Source organism: Tepidimonas sp. HKU78, assembly GCF_049860815.1.
In the GTDB taxonomy this organism is placed as follows: domain Bacteria; phylum Pseudomonadota; class Gammaproteobacteria; order Burkholderiales; family Burkholderiaceae_C; genus Tepidimonas.
This window is the reverse complement of sequence record NZ_CP187547.1, coordinates 1,361,039-1,375,780: the sequence shown is the minus strand read 5'-3', so window position 1 is coordinate 1,375,780 and position 14,742 is coordinate 1,361,039. Positions and strand designations below refer to the sequence as shown.

15 protein-coding genes are annotated in these 14,742 nt (G+C 66.7%); 3 read left to right on the top strand and 12 right to left on the bottom strand.

Annotated features, from left to right (window positions below; translation table 11 throughout):
* Positions 1-5: 5 nt before the first annotated feature.
* Genes ACPYIS_RS06895 through ACPYIS_RS06855 form a run of 9 tightly spaced genes read right to left on the bottom strand, consistent with a single transcriptional unit; the run spans position 6 to position 8,781 of the window.
* Positions 6-740 (bottom strand): transposase, encoded by a 735-nt coding sequence (locus ACPYIS_RS06895; protein WP_424894821.1) that lies wholly within the window; start codon positions 738-740, stop codon positions 6-8.
* Positions 741-758: 18 nt separating this feature from the next.
* The gene (locus ACPYIS_RS06890) at positions 759-1,934 is read right to left on the bottom strand and encodes a deoxyguanosinetriphosphate triphosphohydrolase (protein ID WP_424894822.1); all 1,176 of its coding nucleotides are present in this window, start codon (positions 1,932-1,934) and stop codon (positions 759-761) included.
* Positions 1,912-3,084 (bottom strand): 3-dehydroquinate synthase, encoded by a 1,173-nt coding sequence (aroB, locus tag ACPYIS_RS06885; RefSeq protein WP_424859729.1) that lies wholly within the window; start codon positions 3,082-3,084, stop codon positions 1,912-1,914. Before aroB ends, ACPYIS_RS06890 begins: the two co-directional genes overlap by 23 nt.
* Positions 3,085-3,094: 10 nt before the next feature.
* Positions 3,095-3,643 (bottom strand): shikimate kinase, encoded by a 549-nt coding sequence (locus ACPYIS_RS06880; RefSeq protein ID WP_299018509.1) that lies wholly within the window; start codon positions 3,641-3,643, stop codon positions 3,095-3,097.
* Entirely contained in the window at positions 3,643-5,784 is a 2,142-nt protein-coding gene (gene pilQ, locus ACPYIS_RS06875) for a type IV pilus secretin PilQ (RefSeq protein WP_425974079.1), read from the bottom strand. The genes ACPYIS_RS06880 and pilQ overlap by 1 nt, the downstream gene beginning before the upstream one ends.
* A gap of 44 nt (positions 5,785-5,828) precedes the next feature.
* On the bottom strand, positions 5,829-6,389 hold the full coding sequence (locus tag ACPYIS_RS06870) for a pilus assembly protein PilP (protein WP_299018502.1): 561 nt from the start codon (positions 6,387-6,389) through the stop codon (positions 5,829-5,831).
* Complete coding sequence (locus tag ACPYIS_RS06865) at positions 6,386-7,072, bottom strand: type 4a pilus biogenesis protein PilO (RefSeq protein ID WP_299018504.1); 687 nt, start codon at positions 7,070-7,072, stop codon at positions 6,386-6,388. The genes ACPYIS_RS06870 and ACPYIS_RS06865 overlap by 4 nt, the downstream gene beginning before the upstream one ends.
* Positions 7,073-7,090: 18 nt before the next feature.
* Positions 7,091-7,702 carry a PilN domain-containing protein gene (locus ACPYIS_RS06860; protein WP_424859733.1) on the bottom strand — a complete coding sequence of 204 codons (612 nt, stop codon included), beginning with the start codon at positions 7,700-7,702 and terminating at the stop codon, positions 7,091-7,093.
* The gene (locus ACPYIS_RS06855; RefSeq protein ID WP_299018507.1) at positions 7,699-8,781 is read right to left on the bottom strand and encodes a pilus assembly protein PilM; all 1,083 of its coding nucleotides are present in this window, start codon (positions 8,779-8,781) and stop codon (positions 7,699-7,701) included. Before ACPYIS_RS06855 ends, ACPYIS_RS06860 begins: the two co-directional genes overlap by 4 nt.
* 197 nt (positions 8,782-8,978) lie before the next feature.
* On the opposite strand from ACPYIS_RS06855, the gene ACPYIS_RS06850 reads away from it, so the two are divergent.
* Positions 8,979-11,348: a penicillin-binding protein 1A gene (locus tag ACPYIS_RS06850; protein ID WP_424894825.1), complete on the top strand. Its 2,370-nt coding sequence runs from the start codon at positions 8,979-8,981 to the stop codon at positions 11,346-11,348.
* 36 nt (positions 11,349-11,384) lie between these two features.
* On the opposite strand, the gene cyaY is transcribed toward ACPYIS_RS06850, so the two are convergent.
* Positions 11,385-11,714 carry an iron donor protein CyaY gene (gene cyaY, locus ACPYIS_RS06845; protein ID WP_299018777.1) on the bottom strand — a complete coding sequence of 110 codons (330 nt, stop codon included), beginning with the start codon at positions 11,712-11,714 and terminating at the stop codon, positions 11,385-11,387.
* On the opposite strand from cyaY, the gene lptM reads away from it, so the two are divergent.
* Both lptM and lysA read left to right on the top strand, forming a co-directional pair.
* On the top strand, positions 11,596-11,895 hold the full coding sequence (lptM, locus tag ACPYIS_RS06840) for an LPS translocon maturation chaperone LptM (RefSeq protein ID WP_425974077.1): 300 nt from the start codon (positions 11,596-11,598) through the stop codon (positions 11,893-11,895). The two genes, cyaY and lptM, sit on opposite strands and share 119 nt — an antisense overlap.
* Positions 11,882-13,183 (top strand): diaminopimelate decarboxylase, encoded by a 1,302-nt coding sequence (gene lysA / locus ACPYIS_RS06835; RefSeq protein ID WP_424859736.1) that lies wholly within the window; start codon positions 11,882-11,884, stop codon positions 13,181-13,183. The genes lptM and lysA overlap by 14 nt, the downstream gene beginning before the upstream one ends.
* Here the strand turns inward: lysA and ACPYIS_RS06830 are convergent.
* Together ACPYIS_RS06830 and msrP are read right to left on the bottom strand one after the other, a co-directional pair.
* Positions 13,140-13,796, bottom strand: a complete 657-nt coding sequence (locus tag ACPYIS_RS06830) for a sulfite oxidase heme-binding subunit YedZ (protein WP_424859737.1) — start codon at positions 13,794-13,796, stop codon at positions 13,140-13,142. The two genes, lysA and ACPYIS_RS06830, sit on opposite strands and share 44 nt — an antisense overlap.
* Positions 13,765-14,730, bottom strand: coding sequence for a protein-methionine-sulfoxide reductase catalytic subunit MsrP (msrP, locus tag ACPYIS_RS06825; RefSeq protein WP_424859738.1), 966 nt, complete (start codon positions 14,728-14,730; stop codon positions 13,765-13,767). The genes ACPYIS_RS06830 and msrP overlap by 32 nt, the downstream gene beginning before the upstream one ends.
* Between the last annotated feature and the right edge of the window lie 12 nt (positions 14,731-14,742).

Here is a 14,742-nt window from a genome sequence, read left to right as displayed (position 1 = left end):
GATCACTATTTCATTGACACCGCAGCCTTCTCGGAATTATTTGGGGACAGATCATTGACCACCTTGCGTGGGCGCCCAGGCCGCGCCGGTTCGGTGCGGCGGCCAGTCTGGGCCTGCAACGCCGCCAAAAAGGTGGCATCCCCTACCGGCCACCCCTTGAGAGCGGCCTCGCGCAGGCGCTGCGCCTGCTGCCGGGACAGCCCCTCCTGCACCAGGCGGCGGTAAGCGGCTTCGCGCGCAAACGGCGTGTCGCCCAGCGACCACCAGGCGGCAGGGGGCGTCACGGCCCGCTGCGGCTCGGCGCCCACGTAATGGCGGTGACTCGACCAACGCCAGGCCTCCGGCGTGGCGGCCAATCCCTCGCTCACCGGCTCCTGGTCCAAAAAGACCAATGCCGGCAGCACCCAGTCGGGCGCCAGCACCGCCGCCCGGTAGCGACCGTCCCACAGGGTGCCGCGCCGCCCATGGCGCTGGTTGAAGCGGCGCACATAGGTTCGCCCGAGCGCCTGCATCCAACGCGACAGCGCCCCGTCGAAGCACGGTGTGACCAGCATCCAAAGAGCCGACACCAGCAGCGCGTGGCCATGCCACTCCACGCCCTCGCGCACCGCGCCCTCCGCCATCGACGCCAGCCACGCTTGGCGGTCGTCGTCGTCGACAAAGACGGGCTGCCCGTTGTGCCCGCGCCACACCACCAGATGGGCCGCGTCCGTCACCGCCAGCCGGGGCAAGCGTGCCATGTCGCCGGGCTCCGTGCGTCAGGTAAACAGCCGCTCGCCGGTCAGGCGCTCGTGCTCACGGATCGCAAACCGGTCGGTCATGCCGGCGATGTAGTCCGCCACCTGCCGCCGCAGCGACAGCCCGGGGCGCCGGGCACCCGTTGGCAGCAGCGACGGATCGGCGCAATAGGCCTGGTACAGATCAGCCACGATACGCCGCGCCCGTCCGGTCGTCTCCAACACCTGGGGATGGCGATACAAGTGCGTGAGCAAAAACCGCTTGAGGGCGGCGGACGCCTCGCGCATCGCGGGCGAAAAGCCCAGCAGGGGCGCGCGCGATCGCACGTCGTCGAGCGAGCGGACGTCGGCCTCGCGCAACGCCTGCCGCGTGGCGTCGATCACGTCGTACACCTGGGCACTGAGCATGCGGCGGATCGTCTCGTAGAGCAACCGCCGGCCCTGTAGCCGTGGATGATCGGCCAAGGCAGCACGCCGGTGGTGGTCGAACAGCGCCACCGCTTCCAGCTGCTCCAGCGTCAGCAGCCCGCTGCGCACGCCGTCGTCGATGTCGTGCGCGTTGTAGGCAATCTCGTCGGCCACGTTGGCCAACTGTGCCTCCAGCGACGGCGATTGCCCGCGCAGAAAGCGGGCCCCTACGCCGCCAGGCTCGCGCGCCTCCAGCCACTGGGCGTTGGCGCGGGAGCAGTGCTTGAGGATGCCCTCGCGTGTCTCTAAGCACAGGTTCAGACCGTCGAAGTCCGGGTAGCGCTCCTCCAGCGCATCCACCACGCGCAGGCTCTGCAGGTTGTGCTCGAAGCCGCCATGCGGCTCGTCCTCGCCGGGTGGCTCCAGCGCCGCTGGGCCCGTGTCCTCGTGCAGGCAGGCGTTGAGCGCGTCTTGCCCCGCGTGCCCAAACGGGGTGTGACCCAGGTCGTGCGCGAGCGCGATCGCTTCCACCAAATCCTCGTGCAGCCCCAGCGGCCGAGCGATGCTGCGCCCGAGCTGCGCCACCTCCAGCGAATGGGTCAGCCGCGTGCGAAACAGGTCGCCCTCGTGGTTGAGAAAGACTTGGGTTTTGTACACCAGGCGCCGAAACGCGGTCGAGTGGATCACGCGGTCCCGGTCGCGCTGAAAATCGTTGCGCGTCGGCGCCGCCGGCTCGGGGTGACGGCGGCCGCGACTGCGTGCCGGATCACACGCGTAGGGTGCCAGCATCGGTGTCGCCTCCACCCGCCGCGCAGGCCTCGATCACTTCGGCCACCACCGCGTCGGGCACCGCACGCACGAACGCCTGGCCGCGCTCATCGACAACGACGAAGCGGATCTCGCCCGCCTCGGCCTTTTTGTCCACGCGCATCAGCGACAGGTAGCGCGCCGCGTTGTCGGGCGCCAGCACCGGCGCGCGTGTGGGCAGCCCCGCCGCCGCGACAAGGCGCGTCAGCCGCTCGACATACGCTGGCGACACCAAGCCCAGCCGCTGAGACAGCACGGCGGCCATCACCATGCCGCAGCCCACCGCCTCGCCGTGCAACCACTGGCCATAGCCCAGTCCGGCCTCGATCGCGTGAGCGAAGGTATGCCCAAAATTGAGGATCGCTCGCAGGCCCGACTCGCGCTCGTCCTGCCCGACCACGGCCGCCTTGATCTCGCAACTGCGGCGCACCGCGTGGGCCACGATCGCCGGCTCGCGCGAGCGCAACGCCTCGATGTGGGCCTCGATCCAGTCCAAAAACACGGAGTCGTGGATCGGCCCGTATTTGATCACCTCCGCCAGGCCGGCGCAGTACTCGCGCTCGGGCAGCGTCGCCAACGTCGCCAGGTCGCACACCACCCGGACCGGCTGATAAAAGGCGCCGATCATGTTTTTGCCCAACGGGTGGTTGATCGCGGTCTTGCCGCCCACCGACGAATCCACCTGCGCCAGCAGCGTCGTGGGCACCTGCACGAACGGCACCCCGCGCATGTAGCAGGCGGCGGCAAAACCGGTCATGTCGCCGACGACGCCCCCGCCCAACGCCAACAGCACGGTTTTGCGATCGCACCCGTGCGTGAGCAGCGCATCGAAAATCCGGTTCAGCGTCGCCCAATCCTTGGTCGCCTCGCCATCGGGCAGCACGACCTCCAGCACGCGGGCATAGTGCGGCGCGAGCGCCGCGCGCAGCCGCGCCGCGTACAGCGGCGCCACGATCTCGTTGCTGACCACGACCGCGGTCGAGGCCCGCGGCAGTCCGGCCCAGGTCTGCGGATCGTCGAGCAGGCCGTGCCCAATGAATATCGGGTAGCTGCGCTCACCCAGCTCGATGGTGACCGTGTGCAACAGGGTGGCCGGCGGCGCCGGATCGACGGAAGAACGGGAGGCGACCATACCCCCGAGTTTAGCGGGCCGCGCCGGCGGCCGAATCCGGCACAGCCGCATCGGCGCCCAACTCCAGCTGCATCAAAATCGTGTTGACCAGCGTGGCGACCGACGGGCGGCCCGTCTCGATCACGTAATGCGCCGTCTCGCGATACAGCGGGTCGCGCGCCGCATACAGCTCGCGCAACCGCTGCGCCGGATCGGCCACCTGCAGCAGCGGGCGTGTGCGGTCGTGGCGCAGGCGGCGCATCAAGGCATCAGGGGTCGAACACAGATAAAACACCCGCCCCCGCTCGCGCAGCCGCTGCCGGTTCGCGGGCCGCAACACTGCCCCCCCACCGGTGGACAGCACGCACGGCCCGCCCTGCGTGAGTTCGTCGATCACCGCCTCCTCCAAGTCGCGAAAGGCCTGCTCGCCCTCGCGCTCAAAAAATTCGCGAATGCTGCAGCCGATGCGCTCCTCGATCACCTGGTCGGAATCGAGAAACGGCACCTGCAGCCGCCGCGCGAGCTGGCGGCCGACGGTGGTCTTGCCCGCGCCGGGCAGGCCAATCAAAACCAATCGAATCACTGCGCGGTATCCTGGCCTTCCAAAATGACCGGAGTAATGAAGATCAGCGTCTCTTTTTTCTCCACCTTGTTGGCCCGCACCTTGAAAAGATTACCAATTCCGGGGAGATCGCCGAGGACAGGAACCTTATCCACATCATTGGACTCTTCCTGTTCAAAAATCCCACCAATCATGACGGTACCACCATTGTCGACCATCACCTCCGTGTTGATTTCTTTGACTGCGAGACTCGCCCCAGCCGCACTCAAACTTTGCACACGATTTTTTGTGATATTGAGTTTCAGCAAAACTTTCCCACTAGGAGTGATCTGGGGCTCAACGTCGAGCTGCAAATTCGCATCGACCGTCTCTACACGTGGGGCAGCGTTGTTGCCGCCAGGCAGGATGAGCTTGAGTTGATCGCCCTGTTTGATCTTGGACTTACTCAAGTCACCCGTCACCAACCGAGGGCTGGAGATGATCCGACCACGAGAATCCGACTCGAGCGCCGACAACTCCAACGTTAGGAATCGAGTGGCATTGGGGCTGAAGATGGAGGCTGCAAACGTTGGAACTGCCGCACCCGTCGCCAAAGCGTTGGGCGCAGGCAGGTTGACCATCGCCGCTGGCGGATTACCGGACAAGGTTTGCGAGCTTGGCGATGCACCGATTTGGTTGTAGCTCCCACCCACATTCGCATTGATGCGACTGCCATCGACAGATCCCAGAACCAGACGCTGCCCGCCAACACCGAGGCGGACCCCCAGTGACTTGCCAAACCCTTCCGTCGCCTCGACGATACGCGCCTGAATCATCACCTGCCGCTTGGGGCTGTCCACGCGGCGAATGTAGTCACGCACCGACTCCAGCCGACCGGCGACGTCGGTCACGAAAACCTGGTTGGTACGCACGTCCGCGATCGCCGACCCGCGGGTCGACAGGATGCGGTTGGTGGCACGGTTGTCACCACTACCGCTGGCGGTGGCGTCCTTGAGGGTGTTGGCCACCTCCTCCGCCTTCGCGAAATTGAGGCGGAATACCTCGGTGCGCAAGGGTTCGAGCTCTTCGAGTTTCTTGTTGACCTCGCGCTGCGCCACGGCCTCGGCATCGAGTTCCTTTTTGGGCGCGACGCGAATGACGTTGCCTGTGCGCGTCATGCCCAGCGCTTTGGACTCCAGAATGATGTCCAGCGCTTGGTCCCACGGCACGTCTTTCAGGCGCAGCGTGAGGTTGCCCTGCACGGTGTCGGTCGTGATGATGTTGAAGTTGGTGAAGTCCGCGATCACTTGCAGCAGTGCGCGCACGTCGATATTCTGGAAATTCAGCGACAACTTCTCACCGCTGTATTTGGGCCCCTGGACGAGCTTGTTCGTATCGGCCTTGACCGGCCGCACCTCGAGCACGAACCGGTTGTCGCTCTGGTACGCACTGTGCTCCCAGTCACCGGCGGGCTCGACCAACAGGCGCACACGGTCACCGACTTGGGTCGCCGTGATCATGCGTACCGGCGTGCCGAAGTCCGCCACGTCCAGCCGTCGGCGCAGCCCTTCGGGCAGCGTGGTGCGCAAAAACTCCACCACCAGGTTGCGCCCCTGTTGGCGCACGTCGACGCCGGTCTGCGGGTTGCCCAGCTCGACGATCACACGCCCGGTGCTCTCGTCGCCGCGCCGGAAGTCGATATCGTTGAGGGCGGCCATGCCGGTGGCGCTACTGCCCGCGTCGAAGGTGGTGCCGCCGACTGCCGACGGCGCCGTGCCAGCCACCGCCGGCGGGTTTTGCAACCGGATGCCCAGCACGTTGCCCTGCAACTCGGTGTCGTACGGAACGGCGCGGTTGAGGTTGAGCACCAGCCGCGTGCGCCCGCTTGCCTCGACCAGGTTGACCGAACGCAGGTTGCCCTGGTTGACCTCGATGGTGCTGCGACCCGTGGCATTGACGGCGCCGGGGAAATCGAGCACGATACGTGCCGGCGTCTGGATGGTGAACGCGGCGGGCAGCTCCTTGAGCGGTTGCGCGGTTTCGATCCGAACGACCTCGAGTCCACCGGAGAGGTTGGCGCTGACCGACCGAATGGCGCCCTGCGCATGCGCCCACCCCATCTGCAGCGCGGCAGCGGCCACGGCGAAGAAGGGCGCCCATCGGCGCAGCCCCCGCGTCACGCTCGATCGCCCGGGGGCGTTGTGTCGGGTTGTGAGGCTCGAGGTCATGGACCGGTTCCTTCTTGTAACTGCAGGGTCGCCGTGCGCTCGATCCACTCGCCAGTGGCGTCTTGCACGATCTCGCGCAGCGCGATTTGATTCTCGGTAATGGCGGTCACCCGCCCGAAGTTTTGCCCCAGACGGGTGCCCACGCTGACCTGATACAGCAGGCCATTGACCCGCACCAACGCCACCCGTCGGCCACCTTTGTCGAGCAGGCCGACCATGGCCATCGCATCGAGCGGGAACGCCTCCAGCGGCTCGCGCGGGCGCCGCATTTCGGCCTCGATCAGACGTGATGCCGCGGCCGATGTGTCACTGCGCAGCACGCGGGTCAAGCGCTCTTCGCTGAAGGGCGATACGGCCTCACTGCCCAGATACGCCTGAGGCGTAAAACTGCTCGGAGGCAGCACGGCGGGTACCTTGGGTTGCGCCGACGCGCGCTGCTGCGCCATCCACTGGCTCAGGTCGTCACGCTCGCCATCGGCGCACCCGGACAACAGGCCCGAGGCCGCCAGCGGCACAGCCAGCGCCAGGACCGACCAGGAAAGCGGACGACCCGTCATTTCTTGCCCCCCTGCGCCGCCTTGGTGGCCGCTTTCTGCGCCAACACCTCATCCGGGTCCAGATAGCGGTAGGTGCGCACCGTCGTCTCCATCACCAGCAAGTCGTTGCGGTTGGGGGCGGGGTTGAGCGCCAGATTGCCCAACGTGACGATGCGCGACAGGTGCGCGACGTCGGAGACGAACATCCCGATGTCGTGGTAGGAGCCGCTGACGCGCACCGTGATGGGCAGCTCGGCATAGTAGTCACGCACCACCTCTTGCCCAGGACGAAACAGCTCGAACTGCAAGCCGCGACCGACACCCGCTTGGTTGATGTCGGACAGCAGCGCGTCCATCTCGGCGCGGTTGGGCAACTGCTTCTCGAGCTGGACCACGTACTGCCGCACCTGTTCGAGCTGGGCTTTGAGCGCATCGAGCGCCACCGCCTTGGCCACCTTCTGGGTGTACTGCGCGCGCAACTCACCCTCGCGCTGCTGGGCGGCCTGCAGCGCGTCGCTGCGCTCGGACAGCCAGGCATACCACAGCCCCGCAAGCACAAAACCCGTCACGGCCAGCAGCAGGAGTGCCCGCGGCAGGGGCGGCCAACGCGACGGGTCGTTGGGGTCGAGCCCGCTGAACTGCGCCTGCAGACGCTGCTGCAGGGCAGACCAGTCGACAGAAGGGGAAGTGCGTTTGGAAGCCATGGAGTCGCCCGCTGGGAATCAGACCGCTGCGCCCTGACCGGCTGGGGCGACACCCGCCGCACCGCCAGCCTCGCCTTTGCGCTGCTGCACACGCAGCGAAAAGTTGAACACGCGGCGCTGCCCACCCGGATTGAAGTTCATGGTGCCCGCCGTGATCTCGATGAGCTGCGGCTGATGCAGCCACGGGCTGCGCCCCGACAGGTTGCGCAACAGCTCCGAAACGCGCTCTTGCGATTGGGCCACGCCGCCGAGGGTGATGGCGTCGCCGTCTTGCTTGAGGGAGCGCACGACGACACCATCGGGGAGCTGTCGCACCACTTCGTTGAGCAGGTGCACGGGCATGTTACGGTCGGCCTGCAGGCTTTGCACGGCATCCTGGCGAGCCTTGAGCGCGTCGAGCTCGGTCTGCAGGGTGGCGATTTCCTTGATTTGCCCATCGAGCTTGGCGATTTCCGCCTGCAACTGCCGGTTGCGCCCCTCCTGCATCGCGATGCGGGCCTCGTACACCCCATACACCACGGCCGCAATGCCGATGGCGCCAACCACGGCCAAGCCGAGCTGGAGGTAAAACGCCTCGCGCCGCTTCTTGCGCGCCCACTCGCGGTGGGGCAGCAAATTGATGGCGATCATGACACGAACCTCCGCAGCGCCAGTCCGGTGGCCACCAGGTACGACGTCGCCTCCACAGCCAGGCGGGCCGCCGGCACGCTGGGCGGCAAGGTCATGCCTTCGAAAGGATCGAGCACGCGCGCCACAAACCCCGTCTGGGCCATGACCGCTTCGGCGATACCGGGCAGGCTGGCCGACCCGCCGGACAACAGGACGTGGTCGATCCGGTTGTACGGCGTGCTGGTGAAGAAAAACTGCAGTGCCCGGCCCAACTCCTGCCCCAGCATGTCCAAAAAAGGCTGCAGCACGAGCTGGGGATAGTCGGCCGGCAAGCCCGACCCGAGCTTTTTCTTTTGCTCGGCCTCTTCGATCGACAGACCATACTGGCGCGCGATGAGCTGCGTCAGCGCCGCCCCGCCGACGGGCTGGTCGCGCTCGTAAATCATTTCATCGTTGCGAATCACCTGCAGCGCCGTCGACTGCGAGCCGATCTCGAACAGGGCGACGAGCAGGTTCTTGCCGCCATTGGGCAGCCGCTCGATCGCCCGGCGCGCGGCCAGGCGCGAGGCGTAGGGCTCGACATCCATGATCACGGGGTGCAGGCCGGCGGCCTCGGCTACCCCTTGGCGATCCGCCACCTTTTCCTTGCGTGCAGCCGCCACCAAAACTTCGTCGTATCCCTGCGCATTGGCAGACGGCCCGATGACGCAAAAATCGAGCGCCACCTCCGACAGAGGGAAAGGGATCAACTGCGCGGCCTCGGCCTCGACCTGGATTTGCAGCACATCCTCGGGCAGACCGGCGGGCAGATGCACCTTGCGGGTGATGACCGCCGAGCCGGGCAGTGCCAGCGCCACGTCGCGCGTCTTGGTGCCCGCCTTGCGCACGAGGCGCCGCATGGCCTCGGCCACTTCATCGAATTTCTCGATGTTGCCCTCGACGATCCAGCCTTTTTCCAAGGGTTCGATCGCACAGTGCAGCAGCGCATAGCCCCCATCGCGCCGGCGGCCCAACTCGACCAGCTTGAGCGTCGTCGCGCTGATGTCGATGCCGAGCAGCGGCGCAGGCTCGCGGCTCCACCATGATCCGAGTGCAATCAAATCCCACCCCCATGGGCCACACGGCCCGCTACTGGCACAGTATCTACCCAAGGTATCCTAGCAGCAGTGGCTGCAGTCAGCCAGAAACATCTCATTCGGCATGCGACTATCTCTCCGCTGTTGCCGGCAACCGACAGTTCCGCTGGGTGAGCCGTCCGCGCGTGGGTTCCTATAATACAGAGCCTACCCTGCCTTCCATGTCTGATTCTGGCTCTCCCCCCTCGGCTCCCAAGCCTGCCCGACCCGCCTGGCTGCGTGTGTTGCTGGGCGTTCTCGGTGCGCTGGGAGGGCTTGCGTTGGCGGGACTGATGTTGGTCGCGCTCGGGTTGGCGATGGCGTACCCCAATCTACCCGACGTCAGCGAACTGGCAGACTACCGCCCCAAGCTGCCTCTGCGGGTCTATGCGCGCGACGGCTCGCTGTTGGGCGAGTTCGGCGAGGAACGGCGCAATCTCGTGCCGTTCGAGGACATCCCCCCCGTCATGATCAACGCAGTGCTGGCCATCGAGGACGCCCGCTTCTTCGAACACAGCGGCATCGACTACCGGGGCCTGCTGCGGGCAGCGCTGGCCAACTTGAGCGAAGCCAAGAGCCAGGGCGCGTCCACCATCACCATGCAGGTGGCGCGCAACGTCTACCTCTCCAGCGAAAAAAGCTACCTGCGCAAGATCTACGAGATTTTGCTCACGTTCAAGCTCGAGCACCTGCTGACCAAGGAGCAGATTCTCGAGATTTACATGAACCAGATTTTTCTCGGGCACCGCTCCTATGGCTTTGCGGCGGCAGCACGCACGTATTTCGGCAAGTCCCTGCAGGAACTCACCATTGCCGAAGCCGCCATGCTCGCCGGCCTGCCAAAGGCCCCCTCTGCCTACAACCCCATCAGCAACCCCAAGCGCGCGCGCGCCCGCCAGCTCTACATCATCGATCGCATGCTGGAAAACGGCTTCATCACCGAGGCCGAGGCCAAAGCCGCGCGCGAAGAGCCGTTGCGGCTGCGCCGCTACGACGCGGAACAGGACGTGCACGCCGACTATATTGCCGAGATGGTACGCCAAGCGATCGTCGCGCGCTACGGCGAAGACGCCTACACCGCGGGCCTGCAGGTCCACACCACCATCGACGCGGCGTTGCAGCGCGCCGCGTGGCGTGCGGTGCGCCAAGGGGTGCTCGACTTCGAGCGCAAGCAGCACTATCGGGGCCCAGAGCGGTTCATCGACCTACCCACCGACCCGGCACGGCGCGAGGCCGCCATCGACGAAGCACTGGCGGCCGTGCCGGACAACCCGCCGCTGCTGACTGCCGTCGTGCTGTCGGCCGACCCGCGCCGGGTGGTGGTGGTGCGCGGCGACGACGCGCCGATCGAGATCACCGGCGCCGGGCTGGAGCCCGTGCGCTCCGGACTCGACCCCAGTGCCCCGCCCCACCTGCGCCTGCGTCCCGGTGCCGTGGTGCGCATCGTCAAGGTGTCGCAGGGCTGGTATCTGACCCAGACGCCCGAGGTCGAAGCGGCGTTCGTGGCCGTTGACCCACGCGACGGCGGTATCCGCGCGCTCATCGGCGGTTTCGACTTCGAGCGCAACAAGTTCAACCGCGTCACGCAATCGCAGCGCCAGCCGGGATCGAGCTTCAAGCCCTTCATCTACTCCGCCGCGCTCGAAAAGGGCATCATGCCCCAGACAGTGGTCAATGACGCACCGCTGTTCTTTCCGGCCAGCGTCACGGGGGGTAAGCCCTGGGAGCCCAAAAACTACGACGGCCAGTACGAGGGACCGATGACGGTGCGCACGGCGCTGGCCAAATCCAAGAACATGGTCTCGATCCAGGTGCTGCGGGTTGTGGGCACGCAGTCGGCTCAGCAGTGGATCACGCGCTTTGGACTCGACCCGGCCAAACATCCGCCCTATTTGACGATGGCGCTGGGCGCTGGCGCCGTCACACCGCTGGAGATGGCCGCAGGCTACGGCGTCTTTGCCAACGGCGGGCACTACTTGCCGCCGGTGCTCATCACCCGCATCAGTGACCACAAAGGCCGCGTGCTGCTCGACGTCCCCGCGCAGGCGCCGTCCGAGGACAACCGCACCCTGCCCGAGCGCAACGCCTTCCTCATGAGCCAGTTGCTCAACGAAATCACGCGCTCGGGCACCGCGGCGCGCGCGCAGGCCACGCTCAAGCGACCCGACCTCTACGGCAAGACCGGCACCACCAACGACGCCCAAGATGCGTGGTTCGTGGGCTATCACCCCACCCTATCCGCCGCCGCGTGGCTGGGCTATGACACGCCACGCAACCTAGGGCGGCGCGCCACGGGTGGCGCCTTGGCGCTGCCGATCTGGATCGATTTCATGGGCCAGGCGCTACGCCATACGCCCGTGCAAGAGCTTATGCCCCCGCCGGGCGTGAGCTTCTCCGGGGGCGACTGGGTGTATGACGAATATGCGGATGGCAGCTATGTGCGGCGGCTGGGCTTCGAGGATGCGGCGACCACGCCTGCAGGGGACGTCCCCCCCGATGCGGACGCCGAGACACGCGAGAAACGCAGCATCCTGGACCTGTTCAGGCCATGAGGGGCCGGGTACGCGCTGTGGCGGCTTCTTGCCTCGTCAAGGGGCGAATGTCAATGTCATGCCAGACTGCGCCGAAGCCTCACGTGACAAATGCTCGAAAAATTCGCCCGCGCCCTTGGTATCCATCCAGCGCTGGCCGTCGAAGCGGTAGTGGTAGCCGCCCGAGCGTGCCGCCATCCAGATCTCGTGCAGCGGCTTTTGCAGGTTGATCACGATCTGGCTGCCGTTGCGAAACGTGAGCGTGACCATGCCGCCGACGCGCTGGTTGTCGATGTCGGCGTCGGTCGTCTCGTTGATGCGGTCACAGCTCAACTCCACCGCCTTCAGCACGGCTTCGGCGCGGTCCAGGTATTCGAGGTCGGTCATCACTACAATCGTCCAGATGCAAACGAGACGGCGCATTGTAGGATGGCGCTCCGCCGCTTGGGGTGCCGTGTTGGCCTTGGCCCTGGTGGGCTGCGGACAAAAGGGGCCGCTGACGCTGCCGACCGCGGCCGCTTCTTCCCCTTCCTCCCCTTCCCATTCCCCATCGCATGTCCCGCGCTGACACACCCCTGACGCCGTATCTGCCCGGCGCTCCCTTCTTTGCTTATCGCGACGACGAGCTCTGGGCCGAAGGCGTGCGCGTCGCCGACTTGGCACGCGAACACGGCACCCCTCTGTTCGTGTACTCGCGCGCGGCCATGCTGGGCGCGTTGAGCGCCTACCAGCGCGGCCTGGCGGGCCGCGACGCGCTGGTGTGCTACGCGATGAAAGCCAATTCGAATCTGGCCATCCTGGAGGTCTTCGCCCGTGCAGGGTGCGGCTTCGACATCGTCTCGGGCGGCGAGCTCGAGCGCGCCTTGCGTGCCGGGGCGGCGCCCGAGCGCATCGTTTTTTCCGGCGTGGGCAAAACGCGAGCCGAGATGCGCCGCGCGCTGCAGGTAGGCATCGGCTGCTTCAACGTCGAAAGCCGCGCCGAGCTGGACGTGCTGGATGCGGTGGCGCGCGAGCTGGGCGCGCGCGCACCGGTGAGCGTGCGCGTCAACCCCGACGTCGACGCGCAGACGCACCCCTACATTTCCACGGGTCTGAAAGACAACAAGTTCGGCATCGCGCACGACGAGGCACTCGACGCCTACCGCCACGCGGCCAGCCTGCCTGGGCTGCAGGTGGTCGGCATCGACTGTCACATCGGCTCGCAGATCACCAGCACGGGGCCCTACCTGGACGCGCTGGAGCGCGTGCTCGACCTGGTGGAGGCGATCGAAGCCGAGGGCATCCGGCTGCACCACCTGGACCTGGGCGGCGGGCTGGGCATTGAATACCACGGCGAACAGCCCCCGGCGGCCGACGCGCTGTGGCAAGCGCTGCTGGCGCGCCTGGACGCGCGCGGGCATGGGCAGCGGCGGCTGCTGCTGGAGCCCGGTCGCTCCCTCGTGGGCAATGCCGGCATCTGCATCACCGAGGTGCTCTACACCAAACCCGGCCCGGTCAAAAACTTTCTGATCGTGGACGCGGCCATGAACGATCTGCCACGCCCAGCCATGTACGACGCCTACCACGCCATCGCGCCGGTACGCCCCCGCACCGAGCCGCCCCAAGTATGGGACGTGGTGGGCCCCGTGTGTGAAAGCGGCGACTGGCTGGGCCGCGAGCGCGCATTGGCCGTGCAGGCCGGCGACTGGCTCGCCGTCGGGTCCGCCGGCGCGTATTGCATGAGCATGGCCAGCCACTACAACTCGCGCGGCAAAGCGGCCGAGGTGTTGGTCAGCGGCGATCGCGCCCAGTTGATCCGCGCGCGCGAGTCGATCAACGACCTGTGGCGGCAGGAGCGCGGCCTCGCGCTCGACTGACGGCGTCCCACACCCGCCAGCCCAGCAGCACTGCCAGCACGGCCGCGTAGGCGATAACCTCGCCGTAGAGCGTCTTGCCGCTGCGCATCCAGAAAAAGTGTAGGATCGCCAGCCCCGCCACCGCGTACACCGCCCGGTGCAAGGCCCGCCAGCGCCGCGCGCCCAGCCAACGGATGGCGGCATCGAACGACGTCGCGGCCAACGGGAATAACAGCAGCACCGCCAGCACGCCGACGAGGATGAACGGCCGCTCGGCCACGTCGCGCAACACGGCGTGCCCATCCCAACCCTGATCCAGCCATGCATAGGCCAGCAGGTGCAGCAGCGCATAAGCAAACGTCCACAGTCCCAGCCCGCGCCGCCATCCGGCGAGCGCCGCCCAGCCGGTCCAGCGCCGCAGCGGGGTAATGGCCAGTGTCAGGCACAGCAGCCGCAGCGTCCAATCGCCCAGACCACGAATCAGCGCCTCGGCCGGGTTTGCACCCAGCCGGTCGGCCAGCGCCATCCCCCACAGCCACAGCGCCGGTGCGGACAGTGCCAGCAGCACCCAGGGCTTGGCCGCGCGCAGCCAGCGATCCACGTCAATAAAAGCGCCGCAGGTCCATGCCCGCATAGAGCTGGCCGACCTGCTCGGCATAGCCGTTGAACAACTGGGTCTTGACACGCGGCGCGAACAGCCCGCCCTGCCCGAGGCGCCGCTCGCTGGCCTGGCTCCAGCGCGGGTGCGGCACATCCGGGTTGACGTTGGCGTAAAAGCCATACTCGTGTGGCGCGGCCACCGTCCAGGCGGTTGCCGGCTGTCTCTCCACGAATCGCACGCGCACGATCGACTTGCCGCTCTTGAAGCCGTACTTCCACGGCACCACCACACGCAGCGGTGCGCCGTTTTGCGGCGGCAACATCTCGCCGTACAGACCAAAGGTCAGCAACGTCAGGGGGTGCCGCGCCTCGTCCAGGCGCAGGCCCTCGACGTAGGGCCACAGCAGCACGTTGGAGCGCAGGCCCGGCATGGACTCGCGGTCGGCGAGGGTGTGGAACTCGACGAACTTCGCACTGCCCAGCGGCTGCACGCGCTCGATGAGTGCGGCCAGCGGGTAACCGATCCACGGCACCACCATCGACCAGCCCTCGACACAGCGCAGCCGGTAAATGCGCTCCTCCATCGGCGCGAGTTTGAGCAGGTCGTCGATGTCCAGCGTCAACGGCTTGGCCACCAGGCCATCGATTTGCACTGTCCATGGCCGCAGGGGCATGCGGTGCGCGAGCCGAGCTGGCTCGTCCTTGTCGACGCCGAACTCGTAAAAATTGTTGTACTGGGTGACCTGCTCGTAGGGCGTCCATGCGTCGGCGGTGCGGGCGCCAGGCAGCGTGCTGGGCACGGCTGCCAACGGCGGGCGCTTGCCTGGCCGAACGACCGCCGAGGTCGATGACGACCATCCCTTTGGCGCCCATGCGGCGGCAGTGACCAGGCCCAGGCGGCGCAGCCAGTCGCGCCGGTTTTCATAGACCGTACGTGGCGTGATCTCGCTGGGCCGCACGGCAGACATGGCTGGGAATCC

Coding starts and splice junctions, on each gene's coding strand:
- ACPYIS_RS06830 (WP_424859737.1), bottom strand. CDS start 13,796: ATGCGGGCATGGACCTGCGGCGCTTTTATTGACGTGGATCGCTGGCTG.
- aroB (WP_424859729.1), bottom strand. CDS start 3,084: ATGGTCGCCTCCCGTTCTTCCGTCGATCCGGCGCCGCCGGCCACCCTG.
- lysA (WP_424859736.1), top strand. CDS start 11,882: ATGTCCCGCGCTGACACACCCCTGACGCCGTATCTGCCCGGCGCTCCC.
- ACPYIS_RS06865 (WP_299018504.1), bottom strand. CDS start 7,072: ATGGCTTCCAAACGCACTTCCCCTTCTGTCGACTGGTCTGCCCTGCAG.
- ACPYIS_RS06860 (WP_424859733.1), bottom strand. CDS start 7,702: ATGATCGCCATCAATTTGCTGCCCCACCGCGAGTGGGCGCGCAAGAAG.
- ACPYIS_RS06850 (WP_424894825.1), top strand. CDS start 8,979: ATGTCTGATTCTGGCTCTCCCCCCTCGGCTCCCAAGCCTGCCCGACCC.
- ACPYIS_RS06870 (WP_299018502.1), bottom strand. CDS start 6,389: ATGACGGGTCGTCCGCTTTCCTGGTCGGTCCTGGCGCTGGCTGTGCCG.
- ACPYIS_RS06890 (WP_424894822.1), bottom strand. CDS start 1,934: ATGCTGGCACCCTACGCGTGTGATCCGGCACGCAGTCGCGGCCGCCGT.
- ACPYIS_RS06895 (WP_424894821.1), bottom strand. CDS start 740: ATGGCACGCTTGCCCCGGCTGGCGGTGACGGACGCGGCCCATCTGGTG.
- msrP (WP_424859738.1), bottom strand. CDS start 14,730: ATGTCTGCCGTGCGGCCCAGCGAGATCACGCCACGTACGGTCTATGAA.
- cyaY (WP_299018777.1), bottom strand. CDS start 11,714: ATGACCGACCTCGAATACCTGGACCGCGCCGAAGCCGTGCTGAAGGCG.
- lptM (WP_425974077.1), top strand. CDS start 11,596: ATGCCGCCGACGCGCTGGTTGTCGATGTCGGCGTCGGTCGTCTCGTTG.